Origin of the sequence: Xanthomonas sp. LMG 12459 (assembly GCF_009192905.1) — a bacterium.
In the GTDB taxonomy this organism is placed as follows: domain Bacteria; phylum Pseudomonadota; class Gammaproteobacteria; order Xanthomonadales; family Xanthomonadaceae; genus Xanthomonas_A; species Xanthomonas_A sontii.
This window is the reverse complement of record NZ_NSGT01000036.1, coordinates 1-24,024: the sequence shown is the minus strand read 5'-3', so window position 1 is coordinate 24,024 and position 24,024 is coordinate 1. Positions and strand designations below refer to the sequence as shown.

Annotated in this window: 23 protein-coding genes and 1 riboswitch; of the genes, 9 read left to right on the top strand and 14 right to left on the bottom strand. The window is 70.0% G+C overall.

The genetic code is table 11. From position 1 onward, the window contains the following. Positions 1-174 precede the first annotated feature (174 nt). The 5 genes from CEK65_RS09640 to CEK65_RS09620 form a co-directional block, all read right to left on the bottom strand. Complete coding sequence (locus CEK65_RS09640; protein WP_017911175.1) at positions 175-507, bottom strand: thioredoxin family protein; 333 nt, start codon at positions 505-507, stop codon at positions 175-177. Positions 508-594: 87 nt separating this feature from the next. Continuing rightward, positions 595-1,155, bottom strand: a complete 561-nt coding sequence (locus tag CEK65_RS09635; RefSeq protein WP_152181575.1) for a flavodoxin — start codon at positions 1,153-1,155, stop codon at positions 595-597. 120 nt (positions 1,156-1,275) lie between these two features. Then, a complete protein-coding gene (locus CEK65_RS09630; protein WP_010340146.1) occupies positions 1,276-2,316 on the bottom strand; it encodes a ribonucleotide-diphosphate reductase subunit beta in 1,041 nt (346 codons plus the stop codon). Between the two features lie 108 nt (positions 2,317-2,424). After that, on the bottom strand, positions 2,425-4,839 hold the full coding sequence (locus tag CEK65_RS09625) for a ribonucleoside-diphosphate reductase subunit alpha (protein WP_017908331.1): 2,415 nt from the start codon (positions 4,837-4,839) through the stop codon (positions 2,425-2,427). Positions 4,840-5,019: 180 nt separating this feature from the next. Next, a riboswitch (cobalamin riboswitch) is annotated at positions 5,020-5,239 on the bottom strand. A 188-nt stretch (positions 5,240-5,427) separates the two neighbouring features. Then, a complete protein-coding gene (locus CEK65_RS09620; RefSeq protein WP_152181574.1) occupies positions 5,428-5,955 on the bottom strand; it encodes a hypothetical protein in 528 nt (175 codons plus the stop codon). A 178-nt stretch (positions 5,956-6,133) separates the two neighbouring features. Here CEK65_RS09620 and ompR point away from each other — a divergent pair, with 178 nt between their 5' ends. The 3 genes from ompR (at position 6,134) to CEK65_RS09605 (ending at position 9,128) form a co-directional block, all read left to right on the top strand. Then, entirely contained in the window at positions 6,134-6,862 is a 729-nt protein-coding gene (ompR, locus tag CEK65_RS09615) for a two-component system response regulator OmpR (RefSeq protein ID WP_043093664.1), read from the top strand. Next, a complete protein-coding gene (locus CEK65_RS09610; protein ID WP_152181573.1) occupies positions 6,859-8,127 on the top strand; it encodes an ATP-binding protein in 1,269 nt (422 codons plus the stop codon). Before ompR ends, CEK65_RS09610 begins: the two co-directional genes overlap by 4 nt. 77 nt (positions 8,128-8,204) lie before the next feature. After that, positions 8,205-9,128, top strand: coding sequence for an alpha/beta hydrolase (locus CEK65_RS09605; protein WP_152181572.1), 924 nt, complete (start codon positions 8,205-8,207; stop codon positions 9,126-9,128). A 31-nt stretch (positions 9,129-9,159) separates the two neighbouring features. Here the strand turns inward: CEK65_RS09605 and CEK65_RS09600 are convergent, their stop codons facing one another. The 3 genes from CEK65_RS09600 to CEK65_RS09590 form a co-directional block, all read right to left on the bottom strand. Beyond that, a complete protein-coding gene (locus tag CEK65_RS09600) occupies positions 9,160-9,930 on the bottom strand; it encodes an NAD-dependent deacylase (protein WP_152181571.1) in 771 nt (256 codons plus the stop codon). Between the two features lie 163 nt (positions 9,931-10,093). Continuing rightward, positions 10,094-10,525 (bottom strand): organic hydroperoxide resistance protein, encoded by a 432-nt coding sequence (locus CEK65_RS09595; protein ID WP_017908249.1) that lies wholly within the window; start codon positions 10,523-10,525, stop codon positions 10,094-10,096. Between the two features lie 87 nt (positions 10,526-10,612). Then, on the bottom strand, positions 10,613-11,071 hold the full coding sequence (locus CEK65_RS09590; protein WP_152181570.1) for a MarR family transcriptional regulator: 459 nt from the start codon (positions 11,069-11,071) through the stop codon (positions 10,613-10,615). Positions 11,072-11,212: 141 nt separating this feature from the next. Between CEK65_RS09590 and CEK65_RS09585 the strand changes: the two genes are divergently transcribed. Beyond that, on the top strand, positions 11,213-11,611 hold the full coding sequence (locus tag CEK65_RS09585; RefSeq protein ID WP_152181569.1) for a hypothetical protein: 399 nt from the start codon (positions 11,213-11,215) through the stop codon (positions 11,609-11,611). A 22-nt stretch (positions 11,612-11,633) separates the two neighbouring features. Here CEK65_RS09585 and zapE read toward each other — a convergent pair whose 3' ends face one another. Together zapE and CEK65_RS09575 are read right to left on the bottom strand one after the other, a co-directional pair. Next, positions 11,634-12,731 (bottom strand): cell division protein ZapE, encoded by a 1,098-nt coding sequence (gene zapE, locus CEK65_RS09580; RefSeq protein WP_152181568.1) that lies wholly within the window; start codon positions 12,729-12,731, stop codon positions 11,634-11,636. Further along, complete coding sequence (locus CEK65_RS09575) at positions 12,728-13,393, bottom strand: alpha/beta family hydrolase (protein WP_017908253.1); 666 nt, start codon at positions 13,391-13,393, stop codon at positions 12,728-12,730. The genes zapE and CEK65_RS09575 overlap by 4 nt, the downstream gene beginning before the upstream one ends. A gap of 86 nt (positions 13,394-13,479) precedes the next feature. Here CEK65_RS09575 and CEK65_RS09570 point away from each other — a divergent pair, with 86 nt between their 5' ends. Continuing rightward, a complete protein-coding gene (locus CEK65_RS09570; RefSeq protein WP_152181567.1) occupies positions 13,480-14,343 on the top strand; it encodes an EamA/RhaT family transporter in 864 nt (287 codons plus the stop codon). 61 nt (positions 14,344-14,404) lie between these two features. Here the strand turns inward: CEK65_RS09570 and CEK65_RS09565 are convergent, their stop codons facing one another. Further along, positions 14,405-15,730: a GTP-binding protein gene (locus tag CEK65_RS09565; RefSeq protein WP_152181566.1), complete on the bottom strand. Its 1,326-nt coding sequence runs from the start codon at positions 15,728-15,730 to the stop codon at positions 14,405-14,407. A 75-nt stretch (positions 15,731-15,805) separates the two neighbouring features. Between CEK65_RS09565 and CEK65_RS09560 the strand changes: the two genes are divergently transcribed. Together CEK65_RS09560 and CEK65_RS09555 are read left to right on the top strand one after the other, a co-directional pair. Continuing rightward, positions 15,806-16,189, top strand: coding sequence for a MerC domain-containing protein (locus CEK65_RS09560; RefSeq protein ID WP_017911918.1), 384 nt, complete (start codon positions 15,806-15,808; stop codon positions 16,187-16,189). Between the two features lie 54 nt (positions 16,190-16,243). Further along, positions 16,244-16,630, top strand: coding sequence for a hypothetical protein (locus tag CEK65_RS09555; protein ID WP_193314743.1), 387 nt, complete (start codon positions 16,244-16,246; stop codon positions 16,628-16,630). 807 nt (positions 16,631-17,437) lie between these two features. On the opposite strand, the gene CEK65_RS09550 is transcribed toward CEK65_RS09555, so the two are convergent. The 3 genes from CEK65_RS09550 to CEK65_RS09540 all read right to left on the bottom strand — a co-directional run bounded on the left by CEK65_RS09550 (position 17,438) and on the right by CEK65_RS09540 (position 20,570). Then, complete coding sequence (locus tag CEK65_RS09550) at positions 17,438-19,195, bottom strand: ExeM/NucH family extracellular endonuclease (protein WP_152181564.1); 1,758 nt, start codon at positions 19,193-19,195, stop codon at positions 17,438-17,440. 93 nt (positions 19,196-19,288) lie between these two features. Then, positions 19,289-19,807 (bottom strand): c-type cytochrome, encoded by a 519-nt coding sequence (locus CEK65_RS09545; RefSeq protein WP_017915253.1) that lies wholly within the window; start codon positions 19,805-19,807, stop codon positions 19,289-19,291. Between the two features lie 154 nt (positions 19,808-19,961). Continuing rightward, entirely contained in the window at positions 19,962-20,570 is a 609-nt protein-coding gene (locus CEK65_RS09540; RefSeq protein WP_017909842.1) for a TetR/AcrR family transcriptional regulator, read from the bottom strand. 132 nt (positions 20,571-20,702) lie between these two features. Between CEK65_RS09540 and CEK65_RS09535 the strand changes: the two genes are divergently transcribed. Then, positions 20,703-21,866 carry an isovaleryl-CoA dehydrogenase gene (locus CEK65_RS09535; protein ID WP_010341368.1) on the top strand — a complete coding sequence of 388 codons (1,164 nt, stop codon included), beginning with the start codon at positions 20,703-20,705 and terminating at the stop codon, positions 21,864-21,866. Between the two features lie 129 nt (positions 21,867-21,995). Further along, the gene (locus CEK65_RS09530) at positions 21,996-23,606 is read left to right on the top strand and encodes a carboxyl transferase domain-containing protein (RefSeq protein WP_152181563.1); all 1,611 of its coding nucleotides are present in this window, start codon (positions 21,996-21,998) and stop codon (positions 23,604-23,606) included. Positions 23,607-24,024: the final 418 nt, after the last annotated feature.

The window sequence follows — 24,024 nt, the reverse complement described above, 5'->3', positions numbered from 1 at the left end:
AGAAAAGTAACTCGCCGCAAGGCGAAAGCCGTTGCTATTGATGTTGCTGCTTGATTTACGCGTCGGACAAGCACAACCGCAAGAGTGAGCTTTGGCAGCGATAAGCTCTATCGGTGAAGCCCGTCGCGGCTGAAGCCGCTTCTACGAGATACGAGGTGCGAGGAACCCGCGCGCTCAGCCCAGATGCGTGCGCACCGCTTCGTCGATCTTGGCCGGTGGCACGAACCCGGGCACCCGCGCCACCTCCTCGCCCTGGCGGAACAGCATCAGCGTCGGCGTCTGGCGCAGGCCCTGCGCGCGGAAGAACTCCTCGCCCACGTCTTCCATCTTCACCTTGAGCAGGGTCACGCCCTGCGCGCTCTCGCCCTCGGCAAAACGCTCCAGCGACTTGTCGAGCATGCGGCAGCCCGGGCAGTTGTCCTTGTTGAAATCGGCCAGCACGCGCGGGTGCGCGGCGAGGGCATCGGCGAACTGTTCGGCACTGGAAACGGTGATGGTGGTGAGCATGGAACGAAACCTTGTCTGATGTCGGAAGAAGCCCGGCGTGCGATGGGAACGCCGGCAATGCCAGGAAACGGATGAACGACGACGGCGTCAGCCGCTGCCATGCAACGGCAACACCCTCGCAGCGAAGCCAGCCGCGCCCGCGGGAGCGGACTCGGCAGCGGCCACCGGCACATCGCCTGCCAACGACGCGCGCGCTGCGCACAACGCCAGCACCTGCGCGCACCACGCGTCGATGGCCGCGTTGTCGCGGTCGCCGTGCGGCATCTGCTCGATCTCCAGCAATGGATAAGCGCTGTCGAAGAACCGCGCGATGCGCTTGACCGCACCGCAGTAGTACTCCAGCCCCCACTGCGTCTCGCCGGTGCCGAACGCCGCCACTTCGATCGTCTTGCCGGCCGCCTCGACCAACTCGGCGATATAGCGCTTCATCTCCGCCGGCGTGCGCCCGGCGTTGTCGCTCCAACTGCCGAGCAGATGCAGATCGAAGTCCGCCGCACGCCCTGCATCGCCGAGCGCGCCCTGCAGCGTCTGCAGGTCGGTGTGGATCCAGGTGACCGCGTGCCCCGCCGCCTCGCACTGCGCATGCACGCGGCGGGCGACGTCGCGGGTGTTGCCGCTGAGCGAAGCGTAGGCGAGCAGGATGTGCATGGGGCGGGGATTCGGGATGATCAGCCGTTCGGCTGCTGAAAAGCCGGGGAGTGGGGATTCGTCAGAGCGCAGGAACTTGCTGTTGCCAATCCCCATTCCCGAATCCCCAATCCCGGCTCTTCACAGATCGTCGAAGCCGTTGTCCGAGTTGGTCTTCTTGTAGCTGGCGTTGCGCATCTCGAAGAAGTCGGTCTTGGTCTCGGTGAAGTTGTCGGCGTAGGCCTTGATCCACGGCATCACGTTGTCGCTGGCGCCGCTGTACAGCTTCTCGATGCCGAGCATGCCGGACATCTTGTTGGCGCGGTACTTCACGTACTGGATCATCTCGTCCACGTCGATGCCCTCGATGCCGTCGAGCACTTCCGAGGACCACTCGGTCTCCAGGCGGATCGCGTGCTCGAAGGCCTGGTGCACGTAGTCGGTCAGTTCGTTGGTCTGCAGCTCGGCGTTCTCGCCGATGATGGCGCGGATCAGCTCGCTGATGAACTTGGTGTGGGCCAGCTCGTCGCGGTTGATGAAGCTGATGATCTTGCCGGTGCCGGTCATGCGGTTCTGCCGCACCAGGTTGTAGAAATACGCGAAGCCGGAATAGAAGTTGATGCCTTCCAGGATCGAGGACTGGATCAGCGAGCGCAGCAGGGTCTCTGCGGTCTTCTCGCGCATGAAGTCGTCGTAGGCCTGCATGATCGGCTGGTTGCGCGCGATGATGGTCGGATGCGTGCGCGCGATCTCGAACACGCGGTTCTGGTCGGCCAGGCCCGCGATCGAGGCCAGCACGTACGAGTAGCTCTCGTTGTGGATCACTTCCTGCTGGCCGATGATCGCGGCGTTGGCGTGCGCGGCCGGGTCGGTGATGTATTCGGCGACGTTGTAGATGAAGCGCGTCTGCGGCGAATCCAGCGTGGCCAGCAGGCCGATGATCGAGTCGTAGGCGTTCTTCTCGCGCGCCGACAGCTCCCCGTACTGCTTGGCATCGCCCTTCATGTCCACTTCGTCGGGGATCCAGAAGTTGGTCGACAGCTCCTTGTACGCCCGGTAGAAGGACGGGTACGGGATGTCGTTCCAGTTGAGGATGCCGCTGGTCGTGCCGTTGATGATGCCGGTGGAACGGTTGGGGTGCAGCGGTTCGAGGATCTTGATGCGGTCGAGCGCGATGGCCATGGATGTGCTTCGGTAGTCGGGTGAACGGCGCCGGCGGACGGCGCGGGAATGCGGGACGCGCGCGACAGGACCGGCCTGCCGCGCGGCGCGGGCGTCAGACGCCGGCGATCAGCTCGAGCACCACTCGCACTCGCTGATGTCGATGTCGTTGGAACGCACGTAGTACGTGGTCTTCAGGCCTTCCTTCCACGCGGTCATGTGCAGGTCCAGCAGGGTGCTGGCGCGGATGCCGCTGGGCACGTAGAAGTTGAAGCTGATCGACTGGTCGACGTGGCGCTGGCGGCGCGCGTTCTGGCGCACGCTGGCGAACTGGTCGACCTTGTAGGCACCCTTCTCGTAATACGGATAGGTGTCCACGGTCAGCCCCGGCGCCACCACCGGACGGCGGAAGTCCTTCTTCTCCTCGTAGTAGAACGCGCTGTAGATCGGGTCGATCGACGCGGTGGAGCCGGCGATCTGCGCGGTGCTCATGTTCGGCGCCACCGCCACCATCCAGGCGTTGCGCACGCCGTGCACGCTCACCTGCGCGGCCAGTTCCTGCCACTCGGCGCTGTCGTAGCCGCGCTTGGTGAAGTACTCGCCGTTTTGCCAGTCGCTGCCCTTGAACACCTTGTACGCGCCCTTCTCCTTGGCCAGCGCCAGGCTCGCCTGGATGGTCAGGTAGTTGATGCGCTCGTACAGCGAATCGCTGTACGCCTCGGCGTCCGGCGAATTCCAGTCGATGCCCTTCTGCGCCAGCAGGTGGTGCCAGCCGAAGGTGCCCAGGCCGATCGCGCGGTACTTCTGGTTGGTGATGGTGGCCTGCGGCACCGGCAGCTCGTTGAGGTCGATGACGTTGTCGAGCATGCGCACCTGGACGCGGATCAGCCGCTCCAGGATGTCCGGCGACAGCAGGTCCGGCTGCGCGGTGACCGCGCGGCCCAGGTTCACCGAGGACAGGTTGCACACGACGAAGTCGCCGGCCTGCTTGGTGGTGACGATCTGGTCGCCGCTGATCATCTCCTGGATGACCCGCGTCGGGCTCATGTTCTGCAGGATCTCGGTGCACAGGTTGCTGGAATACACCATGCCCTGGTGCTTGTTCGGGTTCATGCGATTGACTTCGTCGCGATAGAACATGAACGGGTTGCCGGTCTCCAGCTGGCTGACCATGATCCGCTTGAACATGTCGATGGCCTTGACCACCTTGCGGCCGATGCGCTCGTCGGCCACCACTTCCTCGTAGCGGGCGCGGAAGCTGCCTTCGCCGCGCTTCTCGTCGAAGAAGTCCTGCAGGTACCAGCCCTTGACCTCCTTCACCTCGTGCGGGTCGAACAGGTACCACTCGCCGCGGCGCTCCACCGCTTCCATGAAGATGTCCGGCACGCACACCGCGGTGAACACGTCGTGCGCGCGCAGGCGCTGGTCGCCGTTGTTCAGGCGCAGGTCCAGGAACGCCTCGATGTCGCGGTGCCAGATGTCCAGGTACACGGCGATGGCGCCCTTGCGCTGGCCGAGCTGGTCCACCGACACGGCGGTGTTGTTGAGCTGCTTGATCCACGGCACCACGCCGCCGCTGGAGTTCTTCACCCCGCGGATCGCCGAACCGGACGAACGCACGTAGCCCAGGTAGGCGCCGACGCCGCCGCCGTGCTTGGACACGCGCGCCACGTCGGTGTTGGAGTCGTAGATGCCCTGCAGGCTGTCGTCGACGGTGTCGATGAAGCAGCTCGACAGCTGCCCGCCGATCTTGCCGGCGTTGGCCAGGGTCGGCGTGGCCACGGTCATGTACAGGTTGGACAGCGCCCAGTAGGCCTCGCCGACCAGTTGCATGCGGCGCTCGCGTGGCTTCTCGTCCTGCATCAGGTACAGGGCGATGGTCAGCCAGCGCTCCTGCGGCAGTTCGTAGACCTTGCGCGAGTTGTCGGTGGCCAGGTAACGCGTGGCCAGCAGGTACAGGCCGTTGTAGGCGAACAGCTTGTCGCGCTCCGGATCGATCATGCGGCCGGCTTCGGCCAGTTCGTCCTTGGAGTAGTTCTTGAGGATGTCGATCGAGTACACGCCGCGGTCGGCCAGGCTTTCCTGCAGGCCGACGTAGGAGCCGTACTTCTCGCCGGCATCGTAGAAACGGTTCTTGCTGGCGCGCTTGTACAGGCGGTCCAGGTACAGGCGCGCGGCGAAGTACTCCCACTCCGGCGTGGCGATGTCCACGCGCGACTCGGCCTCGCGGATCAGGTAGTCGACCATGTCGTCGGCCGACAGGCTTTCCTTCTTCTCGATGAAGGCGAAGGCCTTGCGCTCGTAGTCGCTCACGTCCAGCTGCGGGAACTCGGCGTGGATCCGGTCCAGGGTGCGCTGCAGGCGCGAGCGGTCGAAGGCCATGCGGCGGTTGCCGCCGTCCTTGACGATCCAGGTCACGGCGCGCTGGTCGTTGCTCGGCTCGCTGCTGGCCGTCGGCTCCGGCTGGGCAGTGGCGGCAGCGGTCGTGGGGTCGACGGCGGCGTCGACGGACGCGGTGGCCGGCAGGCTGTGGGTCTGGCTCATGAAGGTCTCCAAGCGTGGTGCACGCGGCCGCCCGACCCTCGCAGGCAGCGGTCCGACCGGGTTCAATGGTGGGCAGGCGGTGTCGCGAAGACTGCAAACGGCGCAGGCACCGGGCCTGCGGGCGGTCAACGCTGCACCGACCCTCTCCCCCCGGAGAGCGCGCGGTCGGCGCCGCGCGGTGTGCTTCGCGCGGCTGTCGGCAGGTCTTCGGGCTGATGGGCAACGGCCGTGGCCGGTTCCTAGCCCGTCGCTTCCCAAGGCGGGCGCCTCAGTGCGGATGACGGGTTCGTTCCCAATTACCGCTGCGGGGCAGCGCCGGAGTTGGCGTTGGCACGCCGCACCGGCTTCCCTTTTGATCCCGCGGCTTGTGGCCGCCGGAACCGACCACCCCAAGATAGTGGGGTCGGTCGGCGACGTCAACGCTAAATGTAGGTGGAATTACGAAAACCTAAGCCTGGCAACGGTTTGCCGATGGCAGCCGATTCCGGCCCCGCCGCGGCAGCCATTCCTGGCCGTGACGGGGCTGTGAAGCCGGCCGCGGACAGGGGCATTCCTGCCCCCGAACTTCCGCCGACACCGCACCCTCGCCTACGGCCGGCACGGCACCACGGTGCCGCTCGCATCGGTGCAGGTGCCGGTGTGGACGATGCTGCCGTCCTGCACGCTGGTGCTGCCCTGGTAGCTGCCCTGCGTGCCATCGACGCTGCTCTGGCGGCTGCCGCTGAGCGTGCCGTCGGCGGCCCGGGCCAGGCTGCCGCTGCTGCTCGCGCTGGCACCGTCGGCGCGCTGGACGCTGGCACTGCCCTGGCGGCTGGCACTGCCGTCGGCGCTGCGCTCGGCACTGCCCTGGCGCGTGGCGCTGCCGCCGGCGGCGGTCGTGCGGGTAGCGGCGCTGCGCGCGCTGGCGTTGCCCTGGCCGTCGGCCTGCCATTGGCGGGCGCGTTGCACGCTGCCGTGCGCGCCGCTGGCGCTGGCCTGCACGGCGGCGTGGCGGGCGCCCTCGGCGCCGCCGGCGGTGCGCGTGCGGGTGTGTTCGCGTGCCGGTGCACTGGGCGCGACCAGGACGCCGGCGGCCAGCGCCAGCAGCAAGGGAGTGATGCGACGGGACAGCGACATGGCGTTCTCCGATGACGGCAGCGGCGTGCTGCCGAGCGTCACCGTAGCCATGGCGCCGGCGCCGCGGGCGCCGCATCGGCCAGCAAATGTTGCCGAACGCCGCAGCGGAAACATCCGCTTACAGTTGCGTCGCGGCGGCCGTTGCCGCGGGGCCGCGGCGCAACCGATAGTGGCGTCCATGGACGATGCCGCGCCCGCTCCCCGCCTGCTGCTGGTCGACGACGACGACCGCCTGCGCGCCCTGCTGTGCCGCTACCTGGAGAGCCAGGGCTTCGCGGTCAAGGCGGTGGCCGACGGCGTGCAGCTGCAGCAGGCGCTGGCGCGCGGTCACTACGACCTGGTGGTGCTGGACCTGATGCTGCCCGGCGAGAACGGCCTGGAGATCTGCCGGCGCCTGCGCGGCCAGGGCGACGCCACCCCGATCGTGATGCTGACCGCCAAGGGCGACGAGATCGACCGCATCGTCGGCCTGGAGATCGGCGCCGACGACTACCTGCCCAAGCCGGTCAACCCGCGCGAGCTGCTGGCGCGGATCCGGGCGGTGCTGCGGCGCACCCGCCCGGGCGGCGCCGGCGCACCGCAACCGGAGGGCGGCGAGATCGGCTTCGGCCGCTTCCGCCTGCACCTTGGCCGGCGCGAGCTGCGCCGCGACGGCGAACCGCTGAAGCTGACCACCGCCGAGTTCGCGGTGCTGTCGGTGCTGCTGCGGCACCCGCAGCAGCCGCTGAGCCGCGACCGCCTGTCCAGCCTGGCGCACGGCCGCGAACACGAGCCGCTGGGGCGCAGCATCGACGTGATCGTGGCGCGGCTGCGCAAGCTGCTGGAGGACGACGTGCGCACGCCGCGGCTGATCCAGACCGTGTGGGGCGTGGGCTATGTGTACGTGCCGCCGGAGCCGCAGGCATGAGCGCGCCGGCTTCCCGCGCCAGCGGCTGGCCGCGCAGCCTGTTCGGGCAGTTGGTCCTGGTGATCGCGCTGGTGCTGGCCGGCGCCGGCCTGCTGGCGCTGCTGCTCGGCCGCGAACTGGCAGTGCGGCCGGCAGCGCAGCAGCAACTGCGCATGCTGCACGGCTTCGCCAATGTCGCCGAGGCGCTGCAGCGCTCGCCGGCCGCCGCGGCGCTGACGCCGGCGTTGCGCGAGGCCGGGCTGCAACTGCGCAGCGCGCCGCCCACCGCCAGCGCCGCCGGCCCGCTGGCCGACGCGATGCAGCGCCGCGCGGCCGATCAGCTCGGCCCCGGGCGCGCGCTGCGCCGCGATGCCGACGGCACCCTGTGGCTGCAACTGGCCACGCCGACCCCGCTGTGGGTGGCGTTCTCCAGCCAGCCGCGCGAGCACGGCCTGCGCCGGTTCTCGGTGGCGATGCTGGCCGGTTGCGCGCTGCTGGTCTGGCTGGCCGCTGCGCTGGTCGCGCGGCGCCTGGTGCGGCCGCTGCGGCAGCTGGCGCAGGCCGCGCCGCACCTGGTCCGCGGCGAACAGGCCGCACCGATCGCCACCGGCGGTCCGCGCGAGGTCGCCGCGCTGGCGCAGGCGCTCACCGCAGCTAGCGCCGACGTGCGCCAGGCCGCGGCCGAGCGTGCGCTGCTGCTGGCCGGCATCTCCCACGACCTGCGCACCCCGCTGACCCGGCTGCAGTACGCGCTGGCGCTGCTGCCGCAGGTGGAGCCGGAACTGCGCGAGGGCATGGAGCGCGACATCGGCGAGATCGACGCGATCCTGGCGCAGTTCATCGCCTACGCCCGCGACGGCCGCGACGAACCGGCCGTGGCCCTGGACCTGGCCGACCTCTGCCGGCAGGCGCTGGGCGCGGCGCAACCCGGCTGGGAGGCCGTCCTGCCCGCGCAGGCACCGCTGCACGGGCGGCCGCTGGCGCTGCAGCGCGCGCTCGGCAACCTCGTCGGCAATGCCGAACGGCACGGCGCGGCGCCGTTCCAGCTGCGCCTGCACAGCGACGGCGGCGATGGCTGGCGCATCGAGGTGCGCGACCACGGCCCCGGCCTGGACCCGGCGCTGGCCGCACGCGCGCCGCAGCCGTTCGTGCACGGCGGCCATGGCGGCAGCGGACTGGGCCTGGCGATCGTCGAGCGCGTCGCGCGCCAGCATCGCGGCGCGTTGCTGCTGCAACCCATCGCCCCACACGGCCTGTGCGCCATCCTGCACCTGCGCCCGGCCTGAACCCGGCGCGCGCCGACGCCCGCACGCGTCGGCCGCGCCACGCCCCTCCTCGCCGTCCTCCATGGAGTGATCCGCCCATGCGCCTGTCCCGCCCCTCGCCCACCCACGGCCTGCTCGCCCTGATGTTGCTGCTGCCGTTGCTCGCCGCCCCCGTCCACGCCCAGGACGGGCGCCTGCGCGCCCGCCTGCTGCAGCGCCTGGCCACGCGCGACGGCGCCGACGGCGCACGCGCGCCCTTGCCCGCCGGCGCTCAGGTGCTGCGCGACGTCGCCTACGGCCCGGACCCGGCGCAGCGCATGGACGTGTACCTGCCGGCCGGCGCACGTCAGGCGCCGCTGATCGTGATGGTGCACGGCGGCGGCTGGGCCGACGGCGAAAAGGACAACCCCGGCGTGGCCGCCAACAAGGTCGCGCACTGGCTGCCGCAGGGCCATGTGCTGGTGTCGCTGAACTACCGCCTGCTACCGCAGGCCACGCCGCTTGCGCAGGCAGAAGACGTGGCGCGCGCGGTCGCGCGGATCCAGCAACTGGCGCCGCAGTGGGGCGCCGACCCGGCGCGCCTGGTGTTGATGGGCCACTCGGCCGGCGCGCATCTGGTGAGCCTGCTGGACCTGTCGCCGGACCTGCTGGCGCAGGCCGGGGCGCGCCGACCGCTGGGCACGGTGGCGCTGGACAGTGCGGCGATGGACGTGGAGCAGGTGATGCAGCAACGGCATCTGCCGCTGTACGACCGCGCCTTCGGCAGCGTGCGCAGCGACTGGATCGCCGCCTCGCCGTACCACGTCATGGGCGCCAGCGCGCCGCCGCTGCTGGCGGTGTGCTCCAGCCGCCGCGCCGACGCCTGCGCGCAGGCGCGCCACCTGGCCAGCAAGGCCGGCGCCCGCGGCATCCGCGTCGAGGTGCTGCCGCAGGATGCCAGCCACGCGGAGATCAACCGCGACCTGGGCCTGCCCTCGGCCTACACCGCGGCGGTGGACGCGTTCCTGCACACGCTGCGCTGAGCGCCGCGCACGGCCCCCACGACAACCGGGCTCAGGTCACCATGCACTGCTGCAGCAGCAACGGCAGCGCCACCGCGGCGCTGTCGCGCCAGTGCAGATCCGCGCGCGCCGACAGCGCGCTGGGTTCGGGATTGATCTCGACCACGCAGGCGCCACGCTCCTTGGCCTGCAGCGGCAGGCTGGCGGCCGGATAGACCAGGCCGGAACTGCCGATCACCAGCACCAGGTCGGCGGCGTCGGCGGCGCTCTGCGCGCGCGCCCATTCCGCCGCCGGCAGCGCCTCGCCGAACCACACCACGCCCGGGCGCACCGTGCCGCCGCAGGCCGCGCACACCGGCGGCACCAGGCGCTGGCTGGGCGTGTGCACGTCGATCGGCGGCAGCAAGCCGCGCCAGGGCTGGCCGCAGTCGCTGCAGCGCAGCGCCGACAGCCGGCCGTGCACGTGCGCGGCGACCTCGCTGCCGGCGCGCTGGTGCAGGTCGTCCACGTTCTGGGTCACCAGGGTGGTGTGGCGGACCTCGGCCAGGCGCGCCAGCGCCAGGTGCCCGGCGTGCGGCTGGGCCTGCGCCACGATCGCCATGCGCCAGCGGTACCAGCCCCAGACCAGGGCGGGGTCGGCACGCCAGGCGTCCTCGGTGGCCAGTTGCTCGGGATCGAAGCGCGACCACAGGCTGTCGTCCTGGCCACGGAAGGTCGGTACCCCGCTCTCGGCGGACATGCCGGCACCGGTCAGCACCAACAGACGGCGTGCGCCCTGCAGGAAGGCGGCGACGGTCTCGGCGTTGTAGGCGGAACTGAGCATGGCGCGCCCGATTTGATCAAGCTCACACTATTGCACCCCCGCGGGGTGGTCTCAATGTGCGTGGCAACACGCGCGGCGCCCACAACGCGAACGGGCGGCCAGTGGCCGCCCGTCGTGTGTCGCCCTGGACCGGCGCAGGCGCCGGCCCGGACATCGCGCTGGCTCAGTCGAGCACGACCAGCTTGACGTCGATGTTGCCGCGGGTGGCGTTGGAGTACGGGCACACCTGGTGCGCCTTCTCCACCAGCGATTCCAGCGTCGCACGCTCCAGGCCCGGCGCGGCGATGCGCAGTTCCACGGCGATGCCGAAGCCGCCCGGGATCTGGCCGATGCCGACATGACCCTCGATGCTCGTCTCGGCCGGCAGCGCCACCTTCTCCTGCCCGGCGACGAACTTCAGCGCACCGATGAAGCAGGCCGAGTAGCCGGCCGCGAACAGCTGCTCCGGGTTGGTGCCGTCGCCGCCAGCGCCGCCGAGCTCGCGCGGGGTCGACAGCTTGACGTCCAGCGCCTTGTCCGGGGTGGCGGCGCGGCCGTCGCGGCCCCCGGTGGCGGTGGCAGTGGCGGTGTAGGCGATGGTGGTCGGTGAAGCCATGGTGGTTCTCCTTCGAGGGCGGCGCCGCGGCGCCATGGGGTAGAGGGAAATGCGTAGAGGGAAATGCGCGATCGGGACGGGAATCGGTCAGGCCGCGGCCTGCAGCTTGCCGCGGACCTCTTCCAGGTCGTGCTTGAGCCGGGTCAGTTGCTGCAGGTCGCAGGCGACCGCGCACAGCACGCCTTCCGGCACCGCCTGCGCGCGTGTGCGCAGCGCCTGGCCGTCGGCGGTCAGCGCGATCAGCACGCGGCGCTCGTCCTCGGCCGCGCGGCTGCGGGTCAGCAGACCGATCGCCTCCAGGCGCTTGAGCAGCGGGGTCAGCGTGGCCGAATCCAGGAACAGCTTCTCGCCGATGTCCGAGACGCTGCGCTGGTCCTGCTCCCACAGCACCAGCATCACCAGGTACTGCGGATAGGTCAGGCCGAGGTCGCGCAGCAGCCCGCGGTAGAGCTTGTGCATGGCCAGGTTGGCCGAATACAGCGCGAAGCACAGCTGGGTATCCAGCTTCAGCAGGGCGGTGGCGTCGGGGGCAGAGGTACGGTCCATGGGCACTACATTACATAGCGCGCGATTCAATAGCAAGCGATATTTATGCCTTGCCGACTCCTGGCTGAAGCGGGCGCCGCCCTTCCCCTCGTGCTGACAGCGACGCAGGACTACGCTGCGCGCAACTCGAGGAGCTTCCGCATGCGCGCATCGTTCCTGCTGCTGGCCGCGCTCGGCGCTGCCCCCGTGGTGCCCAAGGCCGTGCCCAACACCCTGCCCGACGGCCCGGTGCTGGTCGGTGCCGGCGCCGACGCGTTGGTCCGGGAAACCCGTCGCCAGTGCCCCGGCGTGCCGACCGACCGGCTCACCCCGGCCGATCTGCTCGATGCCGAGGAGACGTTTCGCGATGGGCTGTCCGCGGCGCAGCGCCAGGCCATGGACCGGCAGTTGCCGCAGGACGGCGCGTCCGGGCCGGCCCGCTGCGCACACAGCGCAGGCGGCGCCAGTTGCCCGGCGGCCGCCTATCTGGAAGAGATCGCCGGCGCGGGCCTGATGCCGCGCTTCGTCGCCGGGCTGTGTGCGCCCGGCGCGGTGCGCTGAGCGTCCGCAGACGCTCCTGCGCTCAGACCCGGTGCGCCGCCGCCAGGTACTCGGCGCTCTGCATTTCGATCAGGCGCGAGGCGGTACGCTCGAACGCACCGGCCAGGCGCTCGCCGGTGTACAGCAGCGGCGGCGGATCCTGCGCGGTGCAGACCAGGTTGACGTGGCGGTCGTACAGCTCGTCGATCAGGTTGACGAAGCGCCGCGCCGCGTCCTCGTTCATGCGGTCGAAGTGCGGGATGCCGCCGAGCAGCACGGTGGTGAACTCGTGCGCGATCTCGATGTAGTCGCTGGGACCGCGCGGGCCTTCGCACAAGGCGACGAAATCGAACCAGACGATGCTCTTGCCGCGCGCGCGCACCGGGATCTTGCGCCCTTCCAGTTCGATGTTGCCGCGGCGCGCCTCGGCATTGCCGGTCAGCGCGCCCCAGCGCTCGCCCAGCCAGGCATCGCTGTCCTCGGCCAGCGGCGCGCGGTACACCGGCGAACGGGTCAGCGCGCGCATGCGGTAGTCCTCGGTGCCCTCGGCGTACAGCTCCACGCAATAGGTCTGCAGCAGGCCGATCGCCGGCAGGAAGCTCTCGCGCTGCAGGCCATTGAGATACAGGTTCTGCGGCGCGGTGTTGGAGGTGGTGACCAGGGTCACGCCTTCGGCGAACAAGCGCTCGAGCAGGCGCGACAGCAGCATCGCATCGCCGATGTCGGTGACGAAGAACTCGTCCAGCACCAGCACGCGCAGCCGGCTGCGCCACTCCTGCGCGATCTTCGCCAGCGGATCGCTCTGCCCGGCGTGCTCGCGCAGGCGCTCGTGCACGCCGCGCATGAAGCGGTGGAAATGCGTGCGGTACTTCCGCGCGATCGGCAGGCCGTCGTAGAACAGATCGACCAGGAAGGTCTTGCCGCGGCCGACCCCGCCCCAGAAATACAGCCCGCGCACCAGCTCGGGCTTCTTCCAGAACGCCGACAGCCGGTCCAGCCAGCCCTCCTGGTCGCCGTCCACGATCGCGGTATGGATGCGGTCCAGTTCGGCCAGCGCCGCGTGCTGCGCCGGATCGTCGCGCCAGTCGCCGCGCGCCACGCCTTCGGCGTAGCGCTGCGACGGCAATGCCGCCGCGCTCACGCCTGTGCCGCCGGCAGCCAGGCCTTGACCGCGTGCTGCAACGCGCCGCGCAGGTCGATCAGCTTGCGATGGAAGAAATGGCTGGTGTCGGGCATGCGCACCAGTTCCGGCTGTGCCTCCAGGGTCTCCAGCCAGTCGTACACGGCCTGCGGATCGACGATCTCGTCGGCCTCGCCCTGGATCACCAGCCACTGCGGCGGCGGCGCCATGCCGGAAAAATCCCAGCGCCCGGCCGGCGGCGCGATCGAGATCAGCACCTGCGGCTGCAACGCGGCGCTGGCGCGCAGCGAGACGTAGGCGCCGAAGCTGAAACCTGCGAGCCACAGCGCGTCGTGCGGACGCTGATCGCGCACCCAGGCGGCCACCGCGGCCAGGTCCTGCTGCTCGCCGTCGCCGTGGTCGAAGCTGCCGGCAGACGCGCCGACGCTGCGGAAGTTGAAGCGCACCACGCGCACGCCCAGCTCGCGCAGCGCGCGCGCGACCATCGTTACCACCTTGTTGTGCATGCTGCCGCCCTCGGTGGACAGTGGATGGCAGACGATGGCGGTGACCGGCAGCGCGGCGACGTCGGCGTCGGGCAGATCGACCGCGGCCTCGATCGGGCCGGCGGGGCCTTGCAGCGTCAGCGCGCCGGAAGCGGTGGGGAAAGCGGGAGAGGTCATGCGGTCATAATACCGGGGCTGGGTCGCGGCCACATGCCGAAGCGGTGCACGCAGCGTTCTTTTTCCTCCCGATCCGGATCCTGCGTGTGGTCTTCGTCCTGTTGAGTGTGGTGTGCAGCGTGCTGGTCTCGGCGCTGCTGAAGCTGGCGCCGCAGCGGCGCATCGACCTGGCCCAGGCGGTGACCTGGAACTACCTGGCGGCGCTGCTGCTGTGCGCCGCCCTGCTGCAGCCGCCGCTGGCCGCACTGGGCGATGCGCACACGCCGTGGGTGTCGCTGCTGGCGCTGGGCGTGTTGCTGCCGAGCCTGTTCCTGGTGCTGGGCCGCGCGGTGGCCAACGCCGGCATCGTGCGCACCGATGCGGCGCAGCGGCTGTCGCTGCTGCTGTCGCTGGCGGCGGCCTTCCTCTGGTTCGGCGAACGCGCCAACGGCGCCAAGCTGGCCGGCCTGGCGCTGGGCCTGCTGGCGATCGTCGGCATCGTGCAGCGACCGCAGGCGGCCGCGCACAGCACCGCGCGCACCACGCCGTGGCTGCTGCTGGTGTGGGTCGGCTTCGCCGCGATCGACGTGCTGCTCAAGCGCATCGCCCAGGCCGGCACGCCGTTCGCCGCCTCGCTGCTGGTCGCCTTCGCGCTGGCTTTCGTGCTGCTGCTGGGCGTGCAACTGTGGCGCCACCTGCGCGGTACCGTCCCGTTGGCCTGGCGCAACCTCGGCGCCGGCCTGCTGCTGGGCGCGCTCAACTTCGGCAACATCCTGTTCTACGTGCGCGCGCATCAGGCCCTGCCGGACAGCCCGGCCAGCGTGTTCGCGGCGATGAACCTGGGCGTGATCGGCCTGGGCACCCTGCTCGGCATCGCCGTGTTCGGCGAACGCACCAACCGCTGGAACCGCCTCGGCCTGCTGCTGGCGGTGCCGGCGATCGTCCTGATCGCGATGGGCGCAGGCGGCTAACGCTCAGCGCCCGCACCGCGCTCTCACGATTCCCCAGTCCCGATTCCCCACTCCCGGCTCATCAGCGCCGCCATACCGGAAACGGATCCTCCAGCCCCTGCCACGCCACCGGCCCCTGCTGCAGTTCGGCATCGTCGAGCAGGCAGGCATCGAGTTCGGCGCGCACCCGCGCCTCGTCCAGGCCGACGCCGATCACCGCCAGTTCCTGGCGGCGATCGCCCCACAGCGGATGCCACATCGCCCGCAGCGCCGCGTACTCGCGCGCATCGCCGACCTCCTCGACCTGCGGCGGCGGCGCGTTCCAGCACGCGGTCTGCTGGCGCTGCCAGCCGAGCTCGGTGTACGGCAGCGGCGATGGCGGCAGCGCCAGCGGCGTGTCCAGCAGGCCGCGGTCCACGCGCTCGCGTGCCGCGTACCAGAAGCCGGCCGCCTGGGTCTGGGTGGCCGCGCCGACGATGGACAGTTCGCCGACCCAGTCCATGCGGCTGGCCAGCCAGAAGAAGCCCTTGCTGCGGATCACGTCGCGCAGGCCGCGTTGCGCCAGCCGCGCGAAGCGCAGCGGATGGAACGGCCGGCGCGCACGATAGACGAAGCTTTCGATGCCGAACTGCTCGGTCTCCGGCGCGTGCTCGCCGCGCAGCGCCTGCATCCAGCCCGGCGCCAGCTGCGCGCGCACGAAGTCGAAGCGGCCGGTATCCAGCACCAGCTCCAGCGGCACGTCGCCACGGCTGGCCTCGACGATGCGCGCATCGCGGTTGAGCGCGCGCAGCACCGCGCGGGTGCGGTCGAGCGTGACCGTATCGGTCAGGTCGGCCTTGCTGATCACGATCACGTCGGCGAACTCGATCTGCTCCACCAGCAGGTTGACCAGCCCGCGGTCGTCGTCGTCCCCGGCCTGCAGGCCACGGTCGGCCAGGCGCTCGGCCGAGCCGAAATCGCGCAGGAAGCTCACCCCGTCGACCACGGTGAGCATGGTGTCCAGGCGCGCGACGTCGGCCAGGCCGCGGCCGTCGGCATCGCGCACGGCGAAGGTCGCCGCCACCGGCATCGGCTCGGAAATGCCGGTGGATTCGATCAGCAGGTAGTCGTAGCGCCCGCTCTCGGCCAGGCGCTGCACCTCCTGGCGCAGGTCGTCGCGCAACGTGCAGCAGATGCAGCCGTTGCTGAACTCGACCAGGGTCTCCTCGGTGCGACTGAGCGCGGCGCCGCCGTCGCGGATCAGCGCCGCGTCGATGTTGACCTCGCTCATGTCGTTGACGATCACCGCCACCCGGCGCCCATCGCGGTTGTGCAGCACGCGGTTGAGCAGGGTGGTCTTGCCAGCGCCCAGGAAGCCGGACAGGACGGTGACGGGGAGGCGGGAATCGGAAACGACGGCGTTGGACATGGCGGGCATCGGCGCGGAGGCGTGGCGGGCTGGAAATGTTACTATATAACACTTAGTGCATTGGAGTGATCGTCCATGAAATCCCTGCCGCAATCCTTCTTCGACGCCTCGGCGATGGTGTTGTCCGGGCTGTGTCTGCTGCACTGCCTGGCCTTGCCGTTGCTGGCCGCGGCGCTGCCGTTGTTCGGCGTCTGGGCCGAGGCCGAGTGGGTGCACGTGGTGTTCGTGGCGATCGCCGCGCCGTTGGCGGGGCTGGCGCTATGGCGCGGGCACCGGCGCGACGCGCTGCCCTGGCCGCTGTGGACGCTGGCGGCGCTGGGCCTGCTCGGTCTGTTGGCCGGCGCTTTCGGTATTCCCGACGAGGCCAGCGAGACCGCGATGACGGTGAGCGGCAGCCTGGCGTTGGCCAGTGCGCATCTGTGGAATTGGCGCCGGCATCGGCGGCGTTGCCGGCATTGAGCCTGGGTGCACGCGCACGCTACAACGTATGGCGTGTGGTCGCCGAACGGCAACATGATCAAGTCGCGGTTCGCTGTGGCGGTCGCCTTGGCAGTTGCCGTTGCCTCTGCTGTTGCCGACGCTTTGGCAGTTGTTGTTGCTGTTGCTCTGGTTGTTGCTGTTGCTCTGGTTGTTGCTTTTGCTCTGGTTGTTGCTTTTGCTCTGGCTTTTGATTTACCGGGTTCCCTTCCGCAGCGGCGGATGGACCGGGGAAAAACCCGAAGGGCGGCGCACATGGATGTGCGCCGTTCGCGGCAGGGGCAGGATGCCCCTTCCGCGAATCCCCGGTGCATCCGCGGACCCGGAGCGCGCAGCGCGGAGGGCGCAAGGCAGGGCGCGCTTTCTTTTGGTTACCTTTTCTTTGCGCGAGCAAAGAAGCGCTTCTCAGCAGCCGAAGGCTGATCAAAGTAACTCGCCCGAAAGGGCGAAAGCCTTTGCTGTTGCTTCAAGCTCTCGTGTCGGACAAGAAGAACTGTAGGAACTGCTTCAGCCGCGACAAACGTACTCGGTCATGCATGTCGCTGCGTAAGCCACTTCTAAGATCAAGCAGCAGCAAGTGCAAGAGCAAAGCTTTCGCCTTGCGGCGAGTTACTTTTCTTTGCTTGTGCAAAGAAAAGTAACCAAAAGAAAGCACACCCTGCCTACGCGCCCTCCGCGCTAACGCGCTCCGGGTCCGCGTCCAGCCCGGGGATCCGCGGAAGGGGCATCCTGCCCCTGCCGCGGACGGCGCACGTCCCTGTGCGCCGCCCCTTCGGGGTTTTTCCCCGCGCTGGCCGCCGCTTCGGAAGGGAACCCGGTAAGTCAAAAGCAAGGGCAACGGCCAAAGCCAAGGCCACAGCAACTGCCACAGCGACAGCGACAGCGACAGCGACAGCGACAGCGACAGCGACAGCGACAGCGACAGCGACAGCCGATGCTGCCGCTCTATCGGGCAAAAGCACCGCATCTATCAGCTTCGATCGGCACAACGGCAAAACGCGTAACCAGCACCGCGAGAGACAAAAGCGTCCTTCAAGATCGCTGGTGACACGCAAGGCAGGATGCGCGGCGGCCGATCACCCCGAAACACAGCGCAACTCCACATGACAGCAGTCGTCCGCTTTGCGAACGACAAGATCCCAGGTAGGAACGTCCCGCACAGCGAGGATGGGAAAAGGAGGCCGACAATCGGCTTTCCCGATTCCCCATTCCCGTTTCCCCACTCCCAGCCTACAGATCAAACCCCAGCAACAACGGATCGTGATCGGAACTGCGCCACGGGCCGGGCAGATCGCGCTCGCGGTAGCCGTCGCTGTCGGGCAGATCGGCGTTGACGTGCCATTCGGCGGCGCCGCGCAACCGCGCTGCCAGGGCCGGACTCAGCAAGGCATGGTCCAGCCGGCCGCTGAGGCCGCGATAGACGAAGCTGTAGGGCTGCGCGACATGCGCCTCCTGCAGCGCATCGCGCCAGCCGGCGTCGCGCAGCAGGCGCAGCGGATCTTCCATCGCATAGGCGTTGAAATCGCCGAGCAGCACGCTGGCCGTGCTGCCGGTGCCGGTGGGATCGCTGCGCAGCCACGCATCGACGCGGCGCGCCGACTCGGTGCGGGTCGCGTTCCAGCAGCCCTGGCCGTCGCCGCGATCGGCATCGGCGCCGCTGGCCTCGCTGCAGCCACCCTTGGACTTGAAGTGGTTGGCCACCACCACGAACGGCGCGCCGCTGCCGTGGCGGAAGGCCTGCGCCAGCGGCACCCGGCTGTGCTCGGCGAACGGGCCGCCTTCCAGCATCGCCGGCTTGCCGACCGGACTCACCCGCGAGGCGCGGTAGATCAGCCCGACCCGGATCGGGTTGTCGCCGGGGCCGCGCCCGGCGTCGACGAAGCGCCAGTCGCCGCCGCCGACATTGAGCGCGTCGACCAGGCTGGCGATCGCCGAGGTCGGGCCGTAGCCGTCGTTCTCCAGTTCCATCAGTGCGGCGACGTCGGCCTGCAGCGGGCGGATCGTCGCCACCAGCTTGCGCAGCTGCGCCTGGAACTCGGCCGCCGTGCGCGCGCCGCGCAGGGTCGGGAAACCGCCGCCACGGCCGTCGCCGTTGAAGAAGTTCTCCAGGTTGAAGGCGGCGATGCGCAAGGTGCCGTCGACCTGCGGCGGCGCCGGTTCCGGCGGCGGCGTCAGCTGCAGCGCGGCGGTCGGGTACAGCCGTGCCACGCCATCGATCACCCCGCCGACGATGCCCTCCACGTCCTGGACCGTGCTGCCCGCGCGCGGCGGTGCAGCGGCACTCCCCAGATAGTCCGGAAGTTTTGCCGTTGCCGTTGCCGATGTTGATGTCGGCGTCGGCGTCGGCGTCGGCGCACCGAGCGTGCCCAGGCGCAGCCCGCGCCGCGCATTGTCGGCAATGACCGTCGCCTGCTCGGCGCTGCCGGGCGCGGCCACTTCGCTGGGCTGCCACAGGCGTCCGCCGAAGGCCATGCCCAGTTCGCCGGTCTTGCCCAGCGCATCGTTGTCGACCACGGTCAGCGGCGCGGCGATCCGCACGCGCATGCCGGCCAGCGCCGACCAGTCGGCCGGCGCCGCGTCGAGTACCTGCAGCGGCAAGGGCTGCGCCCGTGCCAGCACGGTATGCCCTTGCTCCAGCACACTGCGCCCGACGAAAGCCGTGCCGGCCTTGGCCGACGCGGCGGCCTGCGGCGCCAGCTCGCCCCACACCCGCACGCGGTCGCCCGGTGCCAGGACGCGCTCGGCATCGCCGCGCACCAGCAGCGCGTCGGCGGTCAGCGGATCGTCGTCGCCGGCATCCTGCACCAGGTAGCCGCTGCCGCCGGCCTCCACCCGCGCGGTGACCACGCCCTCGAACACCACGCCCTGCGCCTGCGGCCCCGGGCGCAACTGCCCGATCGGCAGCAGCGTCGGCGGCGTCAGCGCCTGCGCGGCGGGGGCTGCGACCAGCAGCAACAACGACAACAACGATGGCGGCGGCATGCGCATGCGATCACTCTCCTTGTTTGCGCCGGCACGCGACGGGCGCGGAAACGAATGCGCCGCCCGAAGGCGGCGCAGTGGCGTGCGGGAGGCGCAAGGTTACTTCAGGTTGGCCAGCATCCAATCCACGGTGGCGTGGATCTGCTCCTCGGTCAGCCCGGGATTGCCGCCCTTGGGCGGCATGATGCCGCCGTCGGGGCCGGTGTAGCCCTCGATGGCGTGCTTGTAGAGCGTCTCCTTGCCCTGCGCGATGCGCTTGTCCCAATGCGCGTGGTCCAGCGTCGGCGCCTTGCCCACGCCGGTGGTGTGGCAAGCGGTGCACAGGTTGTTGAAGATGGTCTTGCCGTCGGTGGTGCCGCCGTAGGCCGCCTGCGCCGAGGCCTTGGCCAGCGCCGCCGCCTGTGCCGCCGCTTGCGCCGCGGCACCGGTGCTGCCGGCGTAGACCGCGCCGACCGGGGCGATGCGCTCCTCGGTGCGCTTGAGCGCCACCGGCGACACCTCCGGCGGGATGGCCCGCTGCAGGTAATGCGCGAACACGATCAGGCCGAGGGTGATCAGCACCAGCAGGCCGATCACCATCGAGAAGCGCTTGAGAAATTCGAGGTCGTAATTCCGCACATCACACCCCTTTGGCACGTGGTAATCCGGACCACCGCTACGCGACCGAGTATAGCCAGCGTTTGCGCCGCGCGGCACGCCGGGAGCACACGGAATCGCAGGCGATGCGTGCTGCATCGCAGCAGTTCGGCGCAGGCGGCGCGCCCGGTCGCGCTCAGGCGCTGCCCACCGCGCGCAGGCAGAACCCGCAGACCGCCTCGACCAGGCGCTCGCTGTCGCGCGGGCCGTCGCGGCTGGGCGCGGTCGGGCCGACCAGGGCCTCGGTGTAGGCGCCGACCAGGCACGCCGCGGCCGCCTCCAGGTCCTGCGCGGGAAACTCCCCCGCGGCCACGCCGTCGGCCAGGATGCCCTTGAACACGTCGCCGAGCAGGCGCCGGCAGCGAATGCGCTCGGCGTCCACCTCCGGCTCCACCGGCTCGGCGATGAAGGCATAGGCCAGCCCGGGGCCGGCCAGGGCGCGGCGCACGAACGAGGCGATGGCATCGCGCAGGCGCTGCGCGGCCGGCGCCGGTGCGGCGGCGATGGCGCGCAGGATGGTCAGCTCGTGCTCCACGGCGGCGGTCAGCACCTCCACGAACAGCTCGGCCTTGGACGGGAAATGCCGGTAGATCAGCCCGGTGGAGACCCCGGCCTCGGCCGCCACCGCGGTCACCGGGGCGCCGCGGAAGCCGTCGGCGGCGATCAGCCGGCGCGCCGCCAGCAGGATCCGCTGGCGGTTGCCGGCGAGGCGTTCTTCCATCAGGGCGGAGCGTTTGTAGGCCATGGCGTGATTCTAAGTTCAATTAATGAATTTCTGTTCACTTCTTTGCCGTTCCCGGCTACGCTGGGCGCTCTTGCCCGGCGCGGGTCCGATTCTAGGCGCCGCCGGCCACCCGCCATTCCCGGAGTTGCCGCCATGCTGATGCCGTCGTTGAATTTCGAGTTGGGCGAGGAGGTCGACCTGCTGCGCGACAGCGTCGCCGCCTTTGCCGCGCGCGAGATCGCGCCGCTGGCCGAGCAGGCCGACCGCGACAACGCCTTCCCCGCACCGCTGTGGCGCAAGCTCGGCGAACAGGGCCTGCTCGGCCTCACCGTCGAGGAAGAGTACGGCGGCAGCGCGATGGGCTACCTGGCGCACGTGGTGGCGATGGAGGAGATCTCCCGCGCCTGCGGCGCGATCGGCCTGTCCTACGGCGCGCATTCGAACCTGTGCGTGAACCAGTTGCGCAAGAACGCCAGCCCGGCGCAGAAGGCGCGCTACCTGCCGAAACTGTGCAGCGGCGAGCACGTTGGCGCGCTGGCGATGAGCGAACCCGGCGCCGGCTCGGACGTGGTGTCGATGAAGCTGCGCGCCGAGGCGCGCGGCGACCGCTACGTGCTCAACGGCAACAAGATGTGGATCACCAATGGCCCGGACGCCGACGTGCTGGTGGTCTATGCCAAGACCGACCCGAGCGGCGGCGCGCGCGGCATCACCGCGTTCGTGGTCGAGAAGGGCATGCCCGGCTTCAGCACCGCGCAGAAGCTGGACAAGCTTGGCATGCGCGGCTCCAACACCTGCGAACTGGTGTTCCAGGACTGCGAGGTGCCGGCGGAGAACGTGCTGGGCGAGGTCGGCGGCGGCGTGCGCGTGCTGATGTCCGGCCTGGATTACGAGCGGGTGGTGCTGTCCGGCGGGCCGCTGGGGCTGATGGCCGCGGCGCTGGACGTGGTGCTGCCCTATGTGCACGAGCGCCGCCAGTTCGGCGAGCCGATCGGCAGCTTCCAGCTGATGCAGGGCAAGCTGGCCGACATGTACGTGGGCCTCAACGCCTGCCGTGCCTACGTGTATGCGGTGGCGCGCGCCTGCGACGCCGGCCGCACCACCCGCCAGGACGCCGCCGGCGCGATCCTCTACGCCGCCGAGAAGGCGACCTGGCTGACCGGCCAGGCGATCCAGGTGCTGGGCGGCAACGGCTACATCAACGACTATCCGACCGGGCGCCTGTGGCGCGACGCCAAGCTCTACGAGATCGGCGCCGGCACCTCGGAGATCCGTCGCATGCTGATCGGCCGCGAGTTGTTCGAGCGGACCAAGTGATGCGCTGCGAAAGAGAGATCGGCCGAAAGGCCGTTTCGACGTCAGCGCGTCGGGGCTGATCCCGCAAAAGGGGACAAGAGCCCCTCCCACATCGGCCGCCTGCCCTTTCCTTCTTTCCACGGTTCTGTCATGAGCGCGATCCAGACCCAGTTGCAACCCGGCAGCGACGCCTTCGCCGCCAATGCCGCCGCGCTGCGCGCGGTGGTCGACGACCTGCACGCCATCCAGGCGCGCATCGCCCTGGGCGGCAGCGCCGCCGCCCGCGCCAAGCACCAGGCCCGCGGCAAGCTGCTGGTGCGCGAACGCATCGACGCCCTGCTCGACCCGGGCAGCGCGTTCCTGGAGATCGCGCCGCTGGCCGCGCTGGGCCTGTACGACGACGAGGTGCCGTGCGCCGGCGTGGTTGCCGGCATCGGCCGCGTCTCCGGCGTGGAATGCGTGATCGTCGCCAACGACGCCACGGTCAAGGGCGGCACCTACTACCCGATCACGGTGAAGAAACACCTGCGCGCGCAGGAGATCGCCCAGCAGAACCGGTTGCCGTGCATCTACCTGGTCGATTCCGGCGGCGCGTTCCTGCCGCTGCAGGACGAGGTGTTTCCCGACCGCGACCACTTCGGCCGGATCTTCTACAACCAGGCCAACCTGTCGGCGCAGGGCATCGCCCAGATCGCCTGCGTGATGGGCTCGTGCACCGCCGGCGGCGCCTACGTGCCGGCGATGAGCGACGAGACGGTGATCGTGCGCGAACAGGGCACCATCTTCCTCGGCGGCCCGCCGCTGGTGAAGGCCGCCACCGGCGAGGACGTCAGCGCCGAGGACCTGGGCGGCGCCGACGTGCACACGCGCATCTCCGGCGTGGCCGACCACTTCGCCGACAACGACCTGCAGGCGCTGGCGCGGGTGCGCGCGATCGTCGCCCAGCTCAACTGGCGCAAGCCGACCCCCGCCCTGGCGCTGCGCACGCCGGAGCCGCCGCTTTATCCGGCCGAAGAACTGTACGGGGTGATCCCGGCCGATCCGCGCAAGCCGTTCGACGTGCGCGAGGTGATCGCGCGGTTGGTGGACGGCTCGCGCTTGGACGAATTCAAGGCGCGCTACGGCACCACGTTGGTCACCGGCTTCGCGCACATCCACGGCTATCCGGTAGGCATCGTCGCCAACAACGGCATCCTGTTCTCCGAGTCGGCGCTGAAGGGCGCGCACTTCATCGAGCTGTGCGCGCAGCGCGGCATTCCGCTGGTGTTCCTGCAGAACATCACCGGCTTCATGGTCGGCCGCAAGTACGAGCACGGCGGCATCGCCAAGGACGGCGCCAAGCTGGTGATGGCGGTGGCCTGCGCCAAGGTGCCCAAGTTCACGGTGGTGATCGGCGGCTCGTTCGGCGCCGGCAACTACGGCATGTGCGGCCGCGCCTATTCGCCGAACTTCCTGTGGATGTGGCCGAACGCGCGTATCGGGGTGATGGGCGGCGAGCAGGCGGCGAGCGTACTGGCGACGGTGCGCCGCGACGGCATCGCGGCCAAGGGCGGGCAGTGGTCGGACGCCGAGGAGACGGCGTTCAAGGCGCCGATCCGCGAGCAGTTCGAGCGCCAGGGCCATCCGTACTACGCCAGTGCGCGGTTGTGGGACGACGGGGTGATCGATCCGGCGCAGACGCGGCGGGTATTGGGGTTGGGCTTGTCGGCGGCGTTGAACGCGCCGGCGGAGCCGAGCCGGTTCGGGGTGTTCCGGATGTGAGTGGGCGCATGCGTTCCCGGTGGCAGGCGCGTTCGCGCGGGGATCGGCGGTGGTCACGCAGGTGGTCGCTGGCGATGCCGGCGGCAGTGTGTCCGGCGGTGGACGCCACGACCGGCTCCGCGGACGCGCTCGCTGCGACGGCCTCCGCTTTTGCTGCTGCTTTTGCTCCCGCTTTTGCTTTTGCTCCTGCATTTGCTCTTGCTCTGCCTTTGACTTACCGGGTCCCCTCGGCGCGGCAGCCGCGGCGGGGAAAAACCCGAAGGGCGGCGCACATGGATGTGCGCCGTTCGCGGCAGGGGCAGGATGCCCCTTCCGCGAATCCCCGCCGTGGCTGCCGGACCCGGAGCGCGCCGCGCGGGGGGCGCGGTGCGGGGTGTGCTTTCTTTTTGGTACTTTTCTTTTCACAAGCAAAGAAAAG